Source organism: Streptomyces mobaraensis (assembly GCF_020099395.1).
Lineage (GTDB): Bacteria > Actinomycetota > Actinomycetes > Streptomycetales > Streptomycetaceae > Streptomyces.
This window is the reverse complement of sequence record NZ_CP083590.1, coordinates 5,998,409-6,013,109: the sequence shown is the minus strand read 5'-3', so window position 1 is coordinate 6,013,109 and position 14,701 is coordinate 5,998,409. Positions and strand designations below refer to the sequence as shown.

Annotated in this window: 15 protein-coding genes; 7 read left to right on the top strand and 8 right to left on the bottom strand. The window is 74.0% G+C overall.

Annotated features, from left to right (window positions below; all coding sequences use genetic code 11):
- Positions 1 to 645: 645 nt before the first annotated feature.
- Positions 646 to 852, bottom strand: coding sequence for a tautomerase family protein (locus K7I03_RS26545; protein ID WP_185944638.1), 207 nt, complete (start codon positions 850 to 852; stop codon positions 646 to 648).
- Between the two features lie 38 nt (positions 853 to 890).
- Positions 891 to 1,649 carry an SDR family oxidoreductase gene (locus K7I03_RS26540; RefSeq protein ID WP_185944637.1) on the bottom strand — a complete coding sequence of 253 codons (759 nt, stop codon included), beginning with the start codon at positions 1,647 to 1,649 and terminating at the stop codon, positions 891 to 893.
- Between the two features lie 97 nt (positions 1,650 to 1,746).
- Here K7I03_RS26540 and K7I03_RS26535 point away from each other — a divergent pair, with 97 nt between their 5' ends.
- Positions 1,747 to 2,634, top strand: a complete 888-nt coding sequence (locus K7I03_RS26535) for a helix-turn-helix transcriptional regulator (RefSeq protein ID WP_224347225.1) — start codon at positions 1,747 to 1,749, stop codon at positions 2,632 to 2,634.
- A 498-nt stretch (positions 2,635 to 3,132) separates the two neighbouring features.
- Here the strand turns inward: K7I03_RS26535 and K7I03_RS26530 are convergent, their stop codons facing one another.
- Together K7I03_RS26530 and K7I03_RS26525 are read right to left on the bottom strand one after the other, a co-directional pair.
- Positions 3,133 to 4,053, bottom strand: a complete 921-nt coding sequence (locus K7I03_RS26530) for an NADP-dependent oxidoreductase (RefSeq protein WP_185944636.1) — start codon at positions 4,051 to 4,053, stop codon at positions 3,133 to 3,135.
- A gap of 56 nt (positions 4,054 to 4,109) precedes the next feature.
- On the bottom strand, positions 4,110 to 5,621 hold the full coding sequence (locus K7I03_RS26525) for an MFS transporter (RefSeq protein ID WP_185944635.1): 1,512 nt from the start codon (positions 5,619 to 5,621) through the stop codon (positions 4,110 to 4,112).
- 167 nt (positions 5,622 to 5,788) lie between these two features.
- Between K7I03_RS26525 and K7I03_RS26520 the strand changes: the two genes are divergently transcribed.
- Positions 5,789 to 6,226, top strand: a complete 438-nt coding sequence (locus tag K7I03_RS26520) for a MarR family winged helix-turn-helix transcriptional regulator (RefSeq protein WP_185944634.1) — start codon at positions 5,789 to 5,791, stop codon at positions 6,224 to 6,226.
- 199 nt (positions 6,227 to 6,425) lie between these two features.
- The gene (locus K7I03_RS26515) at positions 6,426 to 7,421 is read left to right on the top strand and encodes an MBL fold metallo-hydrolase (RefSeq protein ID WP_185944633.1); all 996 of its coding nucleotides are present in this window, start codon (positions 6,426 to 6,428) and stop codon (positions 7,419 to 7,421) included.
- Between the two features lie 30 nt (positions 7,422 to 7,451).
- Here the strand turns inward: K7I03_RS26515 and K7I03_RS26510 are convergent, their stop codons facing one another.
- Positions 7,452 to 8,087, bottom strand: coding sequence for a TetR/AcrR family transcriptional regulator (locus K7I03_RS26510; protein WP_224347224.1), 636 nt, complete (start codon positions 8,085 to 8,087; stop codon positions 7,452 to 7,454).
- Positions 8,088 to 8,319: 232 nt separating this feature from the next.
- Between K7I03_RS26510 and K7I03_RS26505 the strand changes: the two genes are divergently transcribed.
- Positions 8,320 to 9,642 (top strand): serine-threonine protein kinase, encoded by a 1,323-nt coding sequence (locus K7I03_RS26505; protein ID WP_185944631.1) that lies wholly within the window; start codon positions 8,320 to 8,322, stop codon positions 9,640 to 9,642.
- 131 nt (positions 9,643 to 9,773) lie between these two features.
- Entirely contained in the window at positions 9,774 to 10,391 is a 618-nt protein-coding gene (locus K7I03_RS26500) for a hypothetical protein (RefSeq protein WP_185944630.1), read from the top strand.
- Between the two features lie 139 nt (positions 10,392 to 10,530).
- Here K7I03_RS26500 and soxR read toward each other — a convergent pair whose 3' ends face one another.
- A complete protein-coding gene (soxR, locus tag K7I03_RS26495) occupies positions 10,531 to 10,980 on the bottom strand; it encodes a redox-sensitive transcriptional activator SoxR (protein WP_185944629.1) in 450 nt (149 codons plus the stop codon).
- 16 nt (positions 10,981 to 10,996) lie between these two features.
- Positions 10,997 to 11,635 carry a TetR/AcrR family transcriptional regulator gene (locus K7I03_RS26490; RefSeq protein ID WP_185944628.1) on the bottom strand — a complete coding sequence of 213 codons (639 nt, stop codon included), beginning with the start codon at positions 11,633 to 11,635 and terminating at the stop codon, positions 10,997 to 10,999.
- A gap of 195 nt (positions 11,636 to 11,830) precedes the next feature.
- On the opposite strand from K7I03_RS26490, the gene K7I03_RS26485 reads away from it, so the two are divergent.
- Positions 11,831 to 12,397, top strand: coding sequence for a DUF2165 domain-containing protein (locus K7I03_RS26485; RefSeq protein ID WP_185944627.1), 567 nt, complete (start codon positions 11,831 to 11,833; stop codon positions 12,395 to 12,397).
- A 303-nt stretch (positions 12,398 to 12,700) separates the two neighbouring features.
- Here the strand turns inward: K7I03_RS26485 and K7I03_RS26480 are convergent, their stop codons facing one another.
- Complete coding sequence (locus K7I03_RS26480; RefSeq protein ID WP_185944626.1) at positions 12,701 to 13,780, bottom strand: Zn-dependent alcohol dehydrogenase; 1,080 nt, start codon at positions 13,778 to 13,780, stop codon at positions 12,701 to 12,703.
- A gap of 296 nt (positions 13,781 to 14,076) precedes the next feature.
- On the opposite strand from K7I03_RS26480, the gene K7I03_RS26475 reads away from it, so the two are divergent.
- Positions 14,077 to 14,700 carry a hypothetical protein gene (locus K7I03_RS26475; protein WP_185944625.1) on the top strand — a complete coding sequence of 208 codons (624 nt, stop codon included), beginning with the start codon at positions 14,077 to 14,079 and terminating at the stop codon, positions 14,698 to 14,700.
- The last annotated feature ends 1 nt before the right edge of the window (position 14,701 follow it).

Genomic DNA, 14,701 nt, shown 5'->3' with positions numbered 1-14,701 from the left:
GGTGACGAACGGTGCCCGGTGACGAACGGTCAGTCGTACTCTAGTGCGGCACGGAGTGGCGCCCGTCCTGGTCACGATCCCTCGACAGCATTCGTCGGCAGCATGCTCCGTCCGCCGGGTGCCGGGTCGGCGCGTCGTGCCGCACTGCTGATTGGCACACGCCGGCGCGACGAGGCTCGAACCGCAGGTCTCGCGTGATCGGCGATGAGCAGGCCATGCGCCGATCGATTCCACGAGCCGAACATCGACCTACAGGGCTCCGTGACCATGCGGCCAGAGCCGAACGGCCGCCGAGGCGCATAGCACCCGCGGGGCACTACGGGTGGCGCGTTTGTCACCGGTCGCTCAGCCGTCGCGGCTCTCGACGACCTCTATGATCACTTGCTTCTGCTCGCCCTGAATCAAGAGGCCACAAGACTGTTCTTCACCGATGCAGTTGAGGAGCTGCCCCCATGCCGACCCAAGATTCCTGACCTACTCGACGGAATAGCCCATGGCCTTCGCGGTAGCGCCCGGCTTGGACCACAGGCCGCAGGGGGTGCTGGTGCTCAATCGCAGATGAACAGTCTCCTTTATATGGCTCCGCAGACCGGCCCGGCCTCGCGGTTGAAATCCTGCCGCCGCGCCGGTCCGTCCGCGTCCCGTTCACACCCGGCCGAGGACTTCGGCGTTGAGGACGGTGCCGCCCAGGCTCCAGCCGCCGTCGGCGATCTCTTCGAGGATCACGAGCGTGGTGGCGCGGGCGCGTTCGCCGTACGCGTCGGTGAACGCGTCGGTGACGACGTCCCGCAGTTTCTTCTTGGACTCGTCCGTGAGTGTGCCGGCGGGAATCTTGAGGTTGGCGAAGGGCATGTCGGGGTGTTCCTTTCAGGTGGGGGTGGTCGCCGTCGTCAGGCCAGGCCGCCGTTGGCCCGCAGGATCTGGCCGTTGACCCAGTGGCCCTCGGGGCTGGTGAGGAAGGCGACCACGTGGGCGATGTCGGCCGGCGTTCCCAGGCGTTCCAGCGCGGGGGCCTTCGCCAGCGTCTCGATCTGCTCGTCCGTCTTGCCGTCCAGGAACATGTCGGTCGCCGTGGCACCGGGAGCGACGGTGTTGACGGTGACGTCCCGGCCGCGCAGCTCGCGCGCGAGGATCAGGGTCATCGCCTCGACGGCGCCCTTGCTCGCGGCGTAGGCGCCGTAGGAGGGGGACTGGGTGGCGACGACGGAGGTCGAGAAGGCGACGAAGGAACCGCCCGCGCGCAGTCGGCGGGCGGCCTGCTGGGCGACGACGAACGTGCCGCGGATGTTGGTGCGGTGCATGGCGTCGAGCGCGCTCAGGTCGAGGTCGGCGATCGGCGACAGGGCCAGCCGCGCGGCGCAGTGCACGACGACGTCCACGCCGCCGAACTCGTCCCGCACCCGGTCGAAGACGGTGGTGACGGCGTGTTCGTCGGCGACGTCGGCCCGGAGCGCGATCGCCCGGCCGCCGGCCTCGGTGATCGCCCGCACCGTTTCCCGTGCGGAGGCGGAGTCGCTCGCGTAGTTGACGGCCACGGTCAGGCCCTCGCGGGCCAGGCGCTCGGCGACGGCGCGTCCGATGCCGCGCGAGCCGCCGGTGACGACGGCGACCCGGCGGGGTGTGTCGGTGGCAGTGTCGGTGGGGTTCATGTCTTCTACGGTGCGATGTGCGCGGTGGCCGTGCCAGGGGATGTCATCCCCTGTCTCGGCGGCCCGCCGGCCGGTCGTCATCGCGCAGACTGGACGGGTGGTTTCCCCGAAGTACACCGAACTCGGCGCTTTCCTCCGCTCGCGGCGCGAGCGCATCCGCCCGGAGGACGTCGGCCTCGTCGCGGGCCCGCGGCGTCGCGTGTCGGGGCTGCGCCGCGACGAGGTCGCGCAGCTCGCGGGCGCCTCGGTCGACTACTACAACGAGATCGAACGGGGCGCGGGTTCGCAGCCCTCGGAACAGATGCTCGCCGCTCTGGCCCGGGCGCTGCGGCTGACGTCGGACGAGCGCGACTACCTGTACCGCCTCGCCGGCCGTCCGCTGCCCGCGCCGGGCGGACCCCGGTCGCATGTGCACCCCGGGATGACGGATCTGCTCACCCGGCTGACGTCGACTCCGGCGCAGGTCATCACCGATCTGCACGTCACGCTCGTACAGAATCCGCTTGCCGTCGCCCTGCTCGGCGATCAGTCCGGGTTCCGGGGCAGGGAGGCGAGTTTCGTGTACCGGTGGTTCACGGACCCCGGGGCGCGGCGGCTCTATCCCGAGGCTGATCATGATGCGCAGTCACGGTCGTTCGTCGCCGACCTGCGGGCCGCGGCGGCCCGCCGTGACGCGAAGGATCCCGAGGCTCGCACCCTGATCGCCGAACTGAACACCAGATCACCTGAGTTCGCCGCGCTGTGGGCCCGGCATGAGGTCGGGGTCCGCCGGGCGGACCGGAAGCGTATTCATCACCCCGCGCTCGGGGTGGTGGAGGTCAACTGTCTCAACCTGTGCAGTGAGGACGGGCGGCAGCGGTTGCTGTGGTTCACGCCGGCGGTGGGGACGGACAGTGCGGGGAAGTTGGAGCTGCTCGGGGTGGTAGGGGGTGTGCCCCGGTCCCGCCCTTTCACCGTTTCCCGGGGAGGGCACCGGACCCCCTGAAACCGCGCTCCGCGCGGTTGTCCTCAAGGCCGGACGAGCTGGTTAGTGCATCCGGGCGCACCATTCAGCCCGTCCGGCGTTTGAGGACGAGCGGTGATAGGGCTTTTGAATTTCCCCACCCCCTGCTCGGGGTATGGGACAGACCTGCTCGCTGTGGTTCCCCACCCGCGTCGGCCGACCTGCAGCCGGACGCCACAGTGGAGGGGCCGCCCGATAGCCAGCCAGCACCAGGGCCGAGCCGAACTGTCCAGGGTGAGCGCAGCTCATCGCGTAGCGACGCCGTAGGCGCCCTTGACCGGTCGGCACGGCCCGCACACTCATCGACCGGGCGGCCCCGGTAGCCAGTTGACCGCTGAAGCAAGTGGGGAACCCGAGTAGCCCCGGGGAAATTCGCTGATCCCCATCAGCGGCGAAGCCGCGACAAGCGGGGGCTGGGGCGGCAGCCCCAGGAAGCGGCGAAGGGGGCGGGACCGGGGCACCGGCCCGCCGCAGGCGCCCCTACGGCACGATCACCAGCTTCCCCCGCGTATGCCCCTCCGCACTCCTCCGCTGCGCCTCGGCGGCCCGCTCCAGCGGGAACACCTCGGCCACCTCCACGCACAGCCGCCCCCGCTCCGCCAGATGCCCCAGCGCCGCCAGGTCGGCCGCGTCGGGGCGGACCCAGAGGAGCCGGCCGCCCATCTCCGTCACGGCGGGGTCGGCGATCGAGACGAGGCGGGCGCCGGGGACGGTGATGCGGGAGGACGTCTTGATGACGCCGCCCCCGACGAAGTCGAGGACGACGGAGGCGCCCTCCGGGGCGAGTGCGCGGAAGCGGTCGACGAGGCCGTCGCCGTAGGTGACGGGCTCGGCGCCGAGCGAGCTCAGGTAGGCGTGGTTGCGCTCGCTCGCCGTGCCGATCACGCGGGCGCCGGTGTTCCGGGCGAGCTGGACGGCGAGGGAGCCGACGCCGCCCGCCGCCGCGTGGATGAGGACGGTGTCGTCGGGGCCGACGCGGGCGGCCCGCAGCGCCTGGTAGGCGGTGAGGCCGGCCAGCGGCAGCCCCGCCGCCTGCTCGAACGAGATGCCGGCCGGTTTGCGGGCCAGGGTGCGCACCGGCGCGGCGACGAACTCGGCGTAGGTGCCGCGGGAGAGGAAGTCCTCCCGGACGTAGCCCATGACCTCGTCGCCGACCTGGAACTCGGGGGTGTCCGCGCCGAGCCGGACGACGATCCCGGACACGTCCCAGCCGGGGACGACCGGGAAGACCGCGTCGAGCTGCCCGTCGAGGTAGCCGGCCTGGGCCTTCCAGTCGACCGGGTTGACGGCCGCCGCCCTGACCCCGATGAGCACGGAGTCCGGGCCGACCTTGGGTTCGGGGACCTCGCCGTACTCCAGGACCTCGGGTCCGCCGTAGGCGCGGTAGCTGACAGCCTTCATGGTGATGCTCCTCGGGTCCTCTGGGTCCTCAGGGTCCTCAGGTCGGCGGGCGGGTCTCAGCGCGTGGCGTCTGCCGTTCCAGCGCCTGCCGTTTCAGCGTCCGCCGCCGGGGCGGAGCCCGCCACCGCAGTGGACCGCAGGGTGTGAATCGTCCGCAGTCCGAGCGCGGCGACCAGGGAGACCAGCACGAACGCGGCGGCGGCGAGCACGAAGGTCAGGGTGAACTGGCTCTCGGCCGGCAGCTTGGGCAGGCCGGGCGGCAGGTGCTCGACGCTCTTGGAGGCGAGCACGGTGGTGACCATGGCGCTGCCGATGGCGCTGCCGGTGGAGCGGGAGATGGAGTTGATGCCGTTGGCGATGCCGGTCTGGTGGGGCGGCACGCTGCCGACGATCACGGCGGGCATGGCCGCGTAGCCGAAGCTGATGCCGGCGCCGACCAGCATCCCGCCGGCGATCACGGAGAACGCGTGGTCGTGGTCGACGGCGAGCCAGGCGAAGCCCAGGGCGCCGGCGAGCGAGGCCAGGTAGAGCACCGGCCGGGGGCCGTGCTGCCGGACCAGCTTGCCGCCGACGGGCGCGGCGAGCAGCGAGACGAGGGTGCCGGGGAGCAGGAACTCGACGGAGGCCCGCAGGATGCTGGCGTCGAAGCCGTAGCCGGTGAGCCCGGACGGCATCTGGACGAGGTACGAGACGCCGATGAACAGGGCGAACGAGCCAAAGCCGACGAGCAGCCCGGCGAGGTTGGCGAAGAGCACCGGCCGGTGGGCGAACATCCGCATGTCGACCAGCGGCTCCTTGACCTTCCGCTCGACGAGCGTCCACACCGCGGCCATGATCACCGCGCCGGCGAAGCAGCCGAGGGTGCGGGCCGAGGACCAGCCCCACTCGTGGCCCTGCGAGACGGGCAGCAGGAGCAGGACGAGGGTGGCGGCCAGGGTGAGGGCGCCGAGGACGTCCGTCCGGCCGCCGGTGGTCTCACGGGTGGCGGGGACGAGGGCGGCGACGGCGATCAGGGCCAGCGCGGCGAGGCCGGTGGCCAGCCAGAAGGCGCTGCGGTAGTCGGGGTGGTCACCGGAGGTGAGCAGGCCGACGGCGACCAGGGCGAGGCCGCTGCCGAACGCCAGGGTGCCGCTGACCAGGGCCATCGCACCGGGCAGCCGGGCCGGGCGGATCTCCTCGCGGAGGACGGACAGGGCCAGCGGGAAGATCGCGGTGGCGGCGCCCTGGAGCACCCGGCCGACGATCAGCCAGAGCAGCGAGTGGGTGGTGGCGGCCAGCACGGAACCGGCCACCATGACGACGAGGACGCCGACGAGCGTCTGCTTCTTGCCGTGCTGGTCGCCGAAGCGGCCGAGCAGCGGGGTGAAGACCGCGGCGGAGAGCAGGGTCGCGGTGGTGACCCAGCTGACGTTGGCCGGGGTCGTCTCCAGATCGCTCTGGATCAGGCCGAGGATCGGCACCACCAGGGTCTGCATCATCGAGACCACCATGGCGGCCAGGCTCAGGGCGAAGACGACGACGGTCTCGCTCCGCTGCCGGGCCGGGGTGGCGGGCACTGGTGTGGTCATGGCCGGTTCGTTCCTCCGTCTGCTGCGGGACTTCGATGCTTCACGACGTTCATGCTTCATGACATTGATGCTTGAGGTCGTCAAGCAACTGGGTAACGGTAGGCCCGATGCTTGAGGTCGTCAAGTTAATGGTTTAGGCCATCAAGCTCTTCAGTAGACTGGCCGCCATGACCGCCCCGACCTCCCCCAGCAAGTCCGAGCTCCTGGAACTCGTGGCGGCCCTCGGCACCGCCCAGTGGCAGGACTTCACGGCCTCCGCCGCCCGGCAGGGCCTCACCGGCGTCCAGGCCAAGCTGCTCGCCCAGCTCAAGGGCCCGGTGCCGATGCGCGGCCTGGCCGCGCTGCTGGTCTGCGACGCGTCGAACGTCACCGGCATCGTCGACCGGCTGGAGGCACGCGGCCTGGTCCGCCGCGAGCCCGACCCCTCCGACCGCCGGGTGAAGAACGTGGTGGCCACGGAGGAGGGCCAGGAGACCATCCGCCGGGTCCGGGAGGAGATGATGCGGGCCACCGGCGACGCCCTCGACTCCTTCGACGACGAGGAGCGGGCCGTCCTGCACGGACTGCTGGAGCGGCTGCGCACCGGCCTGGGGCGCCGGGGCTGAGCCCCTCCCCGGAGCGCCGGGCCTGAACGGGCGCCGGGGCTGAGCGGGTACCCGGGGGAGCGGACGCCCGCCCCGAGCAGGCGCCCACCCTGAGCGGAGCCCGCCCTCCCATATCGCCGCCGCCGTCCGTATTCTGACGGCCGGTCCGGTTCCGCGCACCCGGCGCGGGCCGGGCGCACCCCGAGGAGAGGCGCGCACGATGTCGAGCACCAGCACCCCCCTGTCCGGCTCCCAGGGGGCCGAGCCGTCCGCCGGACCGGCGGACGCCGCCCCCACCGGCCCGGACGCCGTCCCCGCCCCCTACACCGTGCCGCTGGCGCCCGGCGTGAGCGCCTACGTCCAGCCCGACGGCGGCTGGTGCCTGAACAACGCGGGCTTCGTCACCGACGGCGGCCGCACCCTGCTGATCGACACCGCCCCGACCGTCCGCCGCGCGGAGCTGCTGCGTGACGCCGTCGCCGCGAGCGGCGCCCCCGCGCCCTCCCTCGTCGTCAACACCCACCACCACGGCGACCACACCTACGGCAACTGCGTCTTCGCCCCCGAGGCGACGATCGTCGGGCACGCCGGCTGCCGCGAGCAGACCCTGGCCGTCGGGCCGCAGCTGCACGCCATCTGGCCCTGGGTCGAGTACGGCGACGTGCGGATCACTCCGGCCACCCTCACGTACACCGACGAACTCACCATGCACATCGGCGACACCGAGGTGCGGCTGATCCACCCCGGCCCGGCACACACGGTCGGCGACACCATCGTCTGGCTGCCGGAGCGGCGGATCGTGTTCACCGGCGACCTGGTCTTCAACGGCGGGACGCCGTTCATCCCGTTCGGCTCGCTCAGCGGTTCGCTCGCCGCGCTGGACGTGCTGCGCGGCCTGGACGCCGAGACCGTCGTCCCCGGCCACGGGCCGGTGACCGACCCCGGCGTGTACGACACGGTGGAGCGCTACTTCCGGTACGTCGGGGAGCTGGCGCGCGCCGGGCACGCGGCGGGGCGCACCCCGCTGGAGGTGGCGCGCGAGGCCGACCTCGGCGAGTTCGCGGCGCTCCAGGAGAGCGAGCGGCTGGTCGGCAACCTGCACCGGGCCTACGCGGAGCTCGACGGGCTGCCGCTGGGCGTGCCGCTCGATCTGCCGAAGGTGCTGGGGGACATGGCCGAGATGAACGGCGGCCGGCCGCTGGCCTGCCACGCGTGACACCCCGGCCGCGTCCCCCCTCGTACGGTCCTACGGCCGGAGCGCCCGCAGCAGGAGGTCGGCCAGGTGGTCGCCGACCTCCCGCGGCGTCAGCGGCCCGTCCGGGCGGTACCAGCTGCCGAGGTGGTGCAGCGAGCCGAAGTGGTAGTCCACCACCAGGTCGGCGGGGGTCGCCCGGTTGAAGACCCCCGTCCGCTGCCCCTCCTCGATGAGCGCCCGGAACCGCTCGTGGTAGCGCCGGCGTTCGGCCCTGACCCGCCGGTACTGCTCGGGGCCGAGCTGGTGCATGGACCGGAAGAAGATCTTCGTGTCGTCCAGGTTCTCGATGGTGGTCACCGCCACGTCCGCCGCCGCGTCGCGCAGCCGCTGCTCGACCGGCGCGTCCCGGTCCGCCACGGCGTCCAGCCGTTCCTGCTGCTGGCGCAGGACACGGGCGTAGATCTCATGCAGCAGGTCGTCCTTGGACCCGAAGTAGTGGTACAGAGCGCCTTTGGTGACCCCGGCCGCCTCGACGATCTCCTGGACGGAGGTCCGGTCGTAGCCCTGGTCCGCGAACAGCCGGGTGGCGGCGGCCAGCAGCCGCTGCGGCACCGGCCTCCCGGCGCACACCGACGTTCCGTACGGTCCCGTTCTCCCGTTTCGCTCCGCTCTCTCCGGCCTCTTCATCGTTCCCACCCCTTTGTGCCTGGTGTCGCTGATGTGCCGCGCCGGGCGGCGTGGCTCCCCCGGGGGGATCTTGCCACTCACGCGTTCGAGCGTTCCGGGCAGGACCCCCGCCCGGTCCGGGAGTTGACGGCGACAAAGCGTCGGACGAACGCAGGAGCGGGCGCAAGAAGGCTGGACAGCCCCCCTTGACAGCAGGACCATGCGCGCACACCGGACCGGCACAGGGGGCTCCATGGCGGACATGAGTGTGCAGCCGTACTGGGAACTGACCTTCGGCAAGGACGGAAGCGTCGACACCGGCGAGCGGGACGCCCTCCTCCAGGGCGTCACCGATCAAAACCTCACCGACTTGGTCATCTTCGCGCACGGCTGGAACAACACCCGCGCCACGGCCACCGCCCTCTACACCCGCTTCTTCACCCCCTTCCCCAGCCTCCTCGCCGCTGCCACCACCCTCGCGGGCCCGCCGCGCGTCGGCTACCTCGGCGTCATCTGGCCCTCCCTCCGCTTCACCGATGAGGCGCCGCCCTTCCTGGCCGGCCTGTTCACCGTGGCCGGCGACGGGCCCGGCCTGCCGCCCGGCACCCGGGAGGCGCTGGCCCTGGCCTTCCCCGGCCGGGAGGCGGTGATCGGCAGGCTGGCGGAGCTGGCCGAGCGGCAGCCCGAGGACCGGGCCCGGCTGGAGGAGTTCACCGGTCTCGTCCGCACCCTGGTCAGCCCCCGGCCCCGGGAGGGCGGGCGCGCCGGGAGCGCCGACGACGCGTGGGCGCGGGACACCGCGTCCGAACCGACGGTCCCGGCCATGTTCACCGAGAGCGCGGTGGAGGTCTGCGGCCGGTTCGCGGACGCGCTGGAGACCACCGGCGCCGCCCCGGCCCCCGGCCTCTTCGGCGGCGCCCTCGGCCGGGTCTGGCGCGGCGCGCTCGAACTGCTGCGGCAGGGCACCTACTGGGAGATGAAGCGGCGGGCCGGTCTCGTCGGACGGCAGGGGCTCGGCCCGGTGGCGGGCGAGCTGGCCGGGCGCGGGCCGCGCGTGCACCTGGTCGGGCACAGCTTCGGCGCCCGGCTGGTCGCGTTCGCGCTCGGCGGTCTGCCCGACGGCGTCCGCGTCCGGTCGCTGACCCTGCTCCAGGGCGCGTTCTCGCATTACGCCTTCTCGCCCCGGCTGCCGTTCGCGCCCCGCCGGGGCGGCGTCCTGGAGGGGATGGCCGACCGGGTCGACGGCCCGCTCGTCTGCTGCCACTCCTCGCACGACAGCGCCCTGGGGACCCTCTACCCCCTCGCGTCCCGGCTGGCCGGCGACGCCGACTCGCTGCTGGGCATCGACCTGACCCGCTGGGGCGCCCTCGGCTACGACGGCCTCCGGGACATGCCGGGCTGCCCGGCGACCACCCTGGCCGAGGCGCTGGGGGACGGGATGCCGGCGGACGGCTGTGTGAACGTCGACGCCTCGGCGGTCGTCCGGACCGGCGGTCCGCCCGCCGGCGCCCACAGCGACATCTGCCACGAAGAGCTCGCACGTGTCGTCCTTCGCGCCGGACTGGGCATGCGCTAGCGGACGGGACCGACCCGCGCCGCGCCGGAGGGATCCGAATCGCGCCGCGATACGTCCCTACCGTGTCGGCCCTCAACGGCCGGCGGCGCCATCAGAGGACGTCCGAGTCCGCTCGCCGGAGGTGGGAAGCAGTGGCAGGTTTCAGAGCTCTCGCACGAGAGGTGCGCAACCCGGGGAACACCATCGCTCTGCGACGGACGTCGCTCCGCAAGTGCCTCGAACGCTTCGCCCCGTACGGACACCGGGCCACCTGGCACCACCTGTGCGCCCGGGCCGGCCTGGCCCCCGACGACCGCGCGCCCGACCCCGTGCGGCTGATCCGGGCCCTGGAGGAACTGGAGGAGGCGCGGGAGGTGTGGCTGGCCTACGAGGTGGAGTTCGCCGGCCGCCGCCGGCGCGAGAAGCACGACGGCATCCGCCAGCCCTCCGCCCTCGACGACTGGCACCGCAACACGTGGGGCGGGTGTGACATCGTCCCCTGCGCCTCCCCCGACCTCCAGCCGCGTGCCCGGCTGGCGGACGTGCTGCGGCGGGTGATCGACGCCATGGAATCGGCCCCCGGGGACTGCTGCCCGGTCTGCGCACAGGAGCGCATCGAGTGGCGGACGGGGCTGGAACGGCACCCATGGGAGGGGCCGGTGTGCACGGACTGCGGAATCGTGGTGCCGGTCGCCGTCCTCACCCCGCCGGCACTGGCCGCGGCCCGGCGGTACGCGTTCGTCCCCCGGTACGCGGACGCGGTGGCGTAGGACGTGAGGAGGCGACGGCGGGTGCGCGGGCGTCCCCGGTGGCGACGCCCGCGGCACCGGACCGCCGCTCGGACCGGGCCGCCGCTCGGACCGGGTCGGCTCGGCAGGGAACCGCGTCGGCTCGGTTTAGGGAACCGGGTCAGCTCAGCAGGGAACCGCAGCGGCCGCTCCCGCCGAACCGGTCGTCCGGATTGGACAGCGCGCACGTGTCCAGCGAGAGGCACCCGCAGCCGATGCACCCGTCGAGCCGGTCCCGCAGCCGCTCCAGCCGCTTGATCCGCTCGTCGAGCTCGCCGCGCCACGCCTCGGACAGCTCCGCCCAGTCCTCGGCCGTGGGCGTGCGCTCCTCCGGCAGCCGGGCCAGCGCCTCACGGATCGTCGCCAGGGGGATGCCCACCCGCTGCGCGGCCCGGATGAAGGCCACCCGGCGCAGCGTGTCGCGGTCGAACCGGCGCTGGTTGCCGGCCGTGCGGCGGCTGCTGATCAGCCCCTTCGACTCGTAGAAGTGCAGGGCCGAGACGGCGGCGCCGCTGCGGGCCGCCAATTGCCCGACGGTCAGTTCGTGCAGGGTGGTGGGTATCTGTGGCACGGTCCCCGACCTTATGTCAGAGGGGCCGGCCGGCGTCCGGCGCGGGCCGGTGGCCGACCATGCGCAGGGCCAGCCCCGCGTAGAGCGCGCCGACCTCCTCCGGCGTGCGCTCGCCGTCGTCGCGGAACCAGCGGGCGACGTCGACGCAGAGGGAGAGCAGCGCCAGGCTGGTCCCGCGCACATCGGGAACGTCGAACTCCCCCGCACGCACGCCGTCCTCGACGATGGAGCGGAGTACGGCGTCGGTCTCCCGGCGCAGCGCGGTGATCTCGGCCCGGTGGTCCCCGGCGAGCGCCCCCAGTTCGTACTGCACCACCCGGGCGGTGGTGTGGTGCTCGGCGTGCCAGCGCACGAACGTCCGTACCGCGTCGGCCAGTCGCTCCGCCGCCCCGCCGGACCCGTCGCGGGCGCGGGTGAGGAGGGAGAGCGCGAGCCGGTGGCCCACTCCGCTGATGCGGTGGAGGAGGTCCTCCTTGGTGCGGAAGTGGATGTAGAGCGCGGCGGGGCTCATGCCGGCCCGGCCGGCGATGTCCCGGGTGGTGGTGGCGTGGTAGCCGCGCTCGGCGAACGCCTGGACGGCCGCGGTCAGCAGCCGCCGTGCGGCGTCGGGTGTGACATCGGCCCACTCCTCGGCCCGTCCGCCCCCGGCGTCCATACGGCCCCCTTCTGCTCGGCTCTCCCCGGCCCCTCCCCCTCCGGAGGGCCTCCGCAGGGCCTCCGGAAAGAACGACACCTTATCCCGCCCCTGAGCAGCCGCTCGGCCCGCGTACGCGCCCACGGACCCGGGCATGCTGCCCTCAGGCGGCGGACGGTTCGAGCCCGGTACCGGGCCTGGACGAGGGGGATCGGCATGGCGGGAGGACGGTTCGGAGCGGCGGTACGGGGCCGGGCGGCCGGGGTACGGCGGGACGGGCTGCCCCTGGCGGCGGCCGTGCTGACCGGCACGGTGGCGCTCCTCATGCTGCTCGTGGTCTTCGGCAACGTCACGGACTTCGACACCAACCGGCAGTTCGTCCGCCACGTCCTGGCGATGGACACGACGTCCGGCGACGACCACCTGACCTGGCGGGCCGTCACCTGGCGCCCCCTCCAGGACGCCGCCTACCTGCTGATCATCGCCTGGGAGGCGCTGACGGCGGCGGTCCTGACGGTGGCGACGGCCCGGTGGCTGCGCGGCACACGGCACGGCACGCTCGGCCGCTCCGGCCCGGCCCGGCGCGCGACGACGCTGGGGCTGGTGCTGTACCTGCTGCTGTTCGGGGTGGGGTTCCTGGCGGTCGGCGGCGAGTGGTTCGCGATGTGGCAGTCATCGCGGTGGAACGGGGTGCCCGCGGCGGAGCGCCATGTGGTGCTGGGCGGGCTGGTGCTGCTGGTGGTCCATCTGCCGGGGCTGCGGGACGACGGGGTGGTGGGCTGAGGCGGGGGCCGACGCGGGGGCTGAAGCGAGGCCCGGCGCGCGGGCCGACGCGCGGGCCGACGCGCGGGCCGACGCGCGGGCCGACGCGCGGGCCGACGCGCGGCGCGGGGCTCCCGCGCCGGCCCGGGTTCCCGTGTCCGCACGCACTGCTGCGCCCGCACAGGCTCCCGCGTCCGCCTGGGTCCGGCTCCGGGCCTGGGCTCCGACGCCGGCCCTCTTCGCCGGCTCGGGTGCCCCCGACGGCCCCGACTCCCCCGCCGGCCCCGGCGCACTCACCACCCGGCCGCCCCGCCGGGCCACCGCTCAGAAGACCACCAAGGACCGTCCGCCACGCCCGGCGAGCATCGACGCGAACGCGTCGGGGATGTCCTCCAGCCCGATCCGCCGCGTGATCAGCGCCGACAGGTCGAACCGTCCCTCGCGGACGTGCTCGGCGAGGAGGGGCAGGTCGCGGGCCGGGTCGGTGTTGCCGTAGACGCAGCCGGACAGGGTGCGGCCGGAGTGGAAGAGCTCCAGGGCGGAGAAGGCGACGTGCTGGTCCCGGCCGCCGACGCCGACGACGGTGGTGCGGCCGCCGCGCCGGGTGACCGTCCAGGCCGCCCGGATGGTCTCCGGCCGGCCCACGCACTCGATCGCCACGTCGGCGCCGTGCCCGCCGGTGAGCTCGCGGACGCGCCGGACCGCGTCGTCGCCGGCGGGTACGAAGTCGGTGGCGCCGCAGGCGCGGGCCAGTTCCTCCTTCTCCGGGGAGACGTCCACGGCGATCACCCGCTCCGCCCCCGCGAGGCGCGCGGAGCGCACGGTCGCGAGCCCGACCCCGCCGACGCCCACGACCACCACCGACTCCCCCGCCCGCACCCGGGCGCTATGGTGCACCGCGCCGTAGCCGGTGAGCACGGCGCAGCCCAGCAGCGCCGCGTCGGCCAGCGGTACGCCCGCGGGCAGCGGCAGCACGGCCGCCGCCCGGACGACGGTCTCCTCGGCGAACACGGCGGTCCCCAGGGCCGGGTGGAGCGGCGTGCCGTCGCCGCCGAGCGTGGCGTAGGGCGCGGCGGGGGCGAGGGACTCGGCGCACAGCCACGGCTCGTCGATCCCGCAGAAGTGGCAAGCCCGGCAGGCGGGCGCCCAGTTGAGCACCACCTCGTCCCCCGGCGCCACATGCGTCACGCCCTCCCCGACGGCGGTGACCGTTCCCGACCCCTCGTGCCCGAGCACGGCCGGAACGGGCTGCCGCAGCGTCCCGTTGGCCAGCGACAGGTCCGAGTGGCACACCCCCGCCGCGGCGATCCGCACCCTCACCTGCCCCGGTCCCGGGTCCGGCAGCTCGATCTCGGTCACGCGGAGCGGGGCACCTACGGCGGTCAGGACGGCGGCGCGGGTCACGGGCGGTCACCTCTCGGTCGGGGGCCCGTCCGGCGCGACGGGCGCACCGGGGACGGGCCGGCGGGACGTACGCGGACGGAGCGTGCCCCGGACCGTACGCACCGGCCCCGGGACACCCCCTGGAACCGTGGCTCAGCCTAGGCCCCTCGCCCTCCGCCGTCACGGGGGATGCCCGGCGGCCGACCGGGTACTCGTGGGGGCATGAGGACACGTGTGGCGCGTGAGCGCCTGTCCACCGGAGCCGCCGGGCGGCCGCACCCGGACCCGCGCGCCGCCGTCGCCCGCGAAGCCCGGCCGTGACGAGGGCGCGGGCGCGGTTCGACGGCTGGATCGCGGGGACCGGGACGGCCTCCGGGACCCGTCTCGTGCTGGGGCACTGGCCCTGGTCGCCGTTCGGCCCCTTCAGCGACGTCATGGTCGAACACGCGGACGGGACGCGCCGGTTGCTGGCCCCCACCGAGCGGGTGGCGGGCTTCGTGGCCGCCACTTACGCCTTCGACCGCGTGGACGTCCGGCCGGTGGCGGTCGTCCGGACCGCCGCCTCCTGGACGGTGACCGCCGGCCCGTTGAGCTGGCGCTTCACCGTCGGCCCGCGGAGCGCCACGGGCCGGCTCCTGCACGCCGTGCCCACCGCCGCCGCCACCCGCCCGCTGTGGATCCGCTCGGCCGGCCTGCCCGCCCGGCTGCTGGGCCTGCGCACGGTCGGCCGGTCCCCGTCCGGCCGCCGGTCGTTCTACGGTGCCCGCGATCTCCACCCCATCACGGACGGGGAGGCCACATGGGACGGCACCGGGCTGGGACCCCTCGCACGGGTGGTGCCGCCCGTGCGCTTCGGGCCCGTCTCCGTCCCCCGCCGGCCCGCGCTCGTCCGCGTCACCACGCTGGTGGAACTGCCGCAGGGCCAGGTGTTCGTCCGGTGAC

Excerpts from the sequence above, each read along its gene's own strand:
- K7I03_RS26510 (WP_224347224.1), bottom strand. The coding sequence starts at position 8,087 with ATGAAGAGGCCGGAGAGAGCGGAGCGAAACGGGAGAACGGGACCGTAC.
- K7I03_RS26490 (WP_185944628.1), bottom strand. The coding sequence starts at position 11,635 with ATGGACGCCGGGGGCGGACGGGCCGAGGAGTGGGCCGATGTCACACCC.
- K7I03_RS26515 (WP_185944633.1), top strand. The coding sequence starts at position 6,426 with ATGTCGAGCACCAGCACCCCCCTGTCCGGCTCCCAGGGGGCCGAGCCG.
- K7I03_RS26505 (WP_185944631.1), top strand. The coding sequence starts at position 8,320 with ATGGCGGACATGAGTGTGCAGCCGTACTGGGAACTGACCTTCGGCAAG.
- K7I03_RS26530 (WP_185944636.1), bottom strand. The coding sequence starts at position 4,053 with ATGAAGGCTGTCAGCTACCGCGCCTACGGCGGACCCGAGGTCCTGGAG.
- K7I03_RS26520 (WP_185944634.1), top strand. The coding sequence starts at position 5,789 with ATGACCGCCCCGACCTCCCCCAGCAAGTCCGAGCTCCTGGAACTCGTG.
- K7I03_RS26525 (WP_185944635.1), bottom strand. The coding sequence starts at position 5,621 with ATGACCACACCAGTGCCCGCCACCCCGGCCCGGCAGCGGAGCGAGACC.
- K7I03_RS26485 (WP_185944627.1), top strand. The coding sequence starts at position 11,831 with ATGGCGGGAGGACGGTTCGGAGCGGCGGTACGGGGCCGGGCGGCCGGG.
- K7I03_RS26540 (WP_185944637.1), bottom strand. The coding sequence starts at position 1,649 with ATGAACCCCACCGACACTGCCACCGACACACCCCGCCGGGTCGCCGTC.
- K7I03_RS26545 (WP_185944638.1), bottom strand. The coding sequence starts at position 852 with ATGCCCTTCGCCAACCTCAAGATTCCCGCCGGCACACTCACGGACGAG.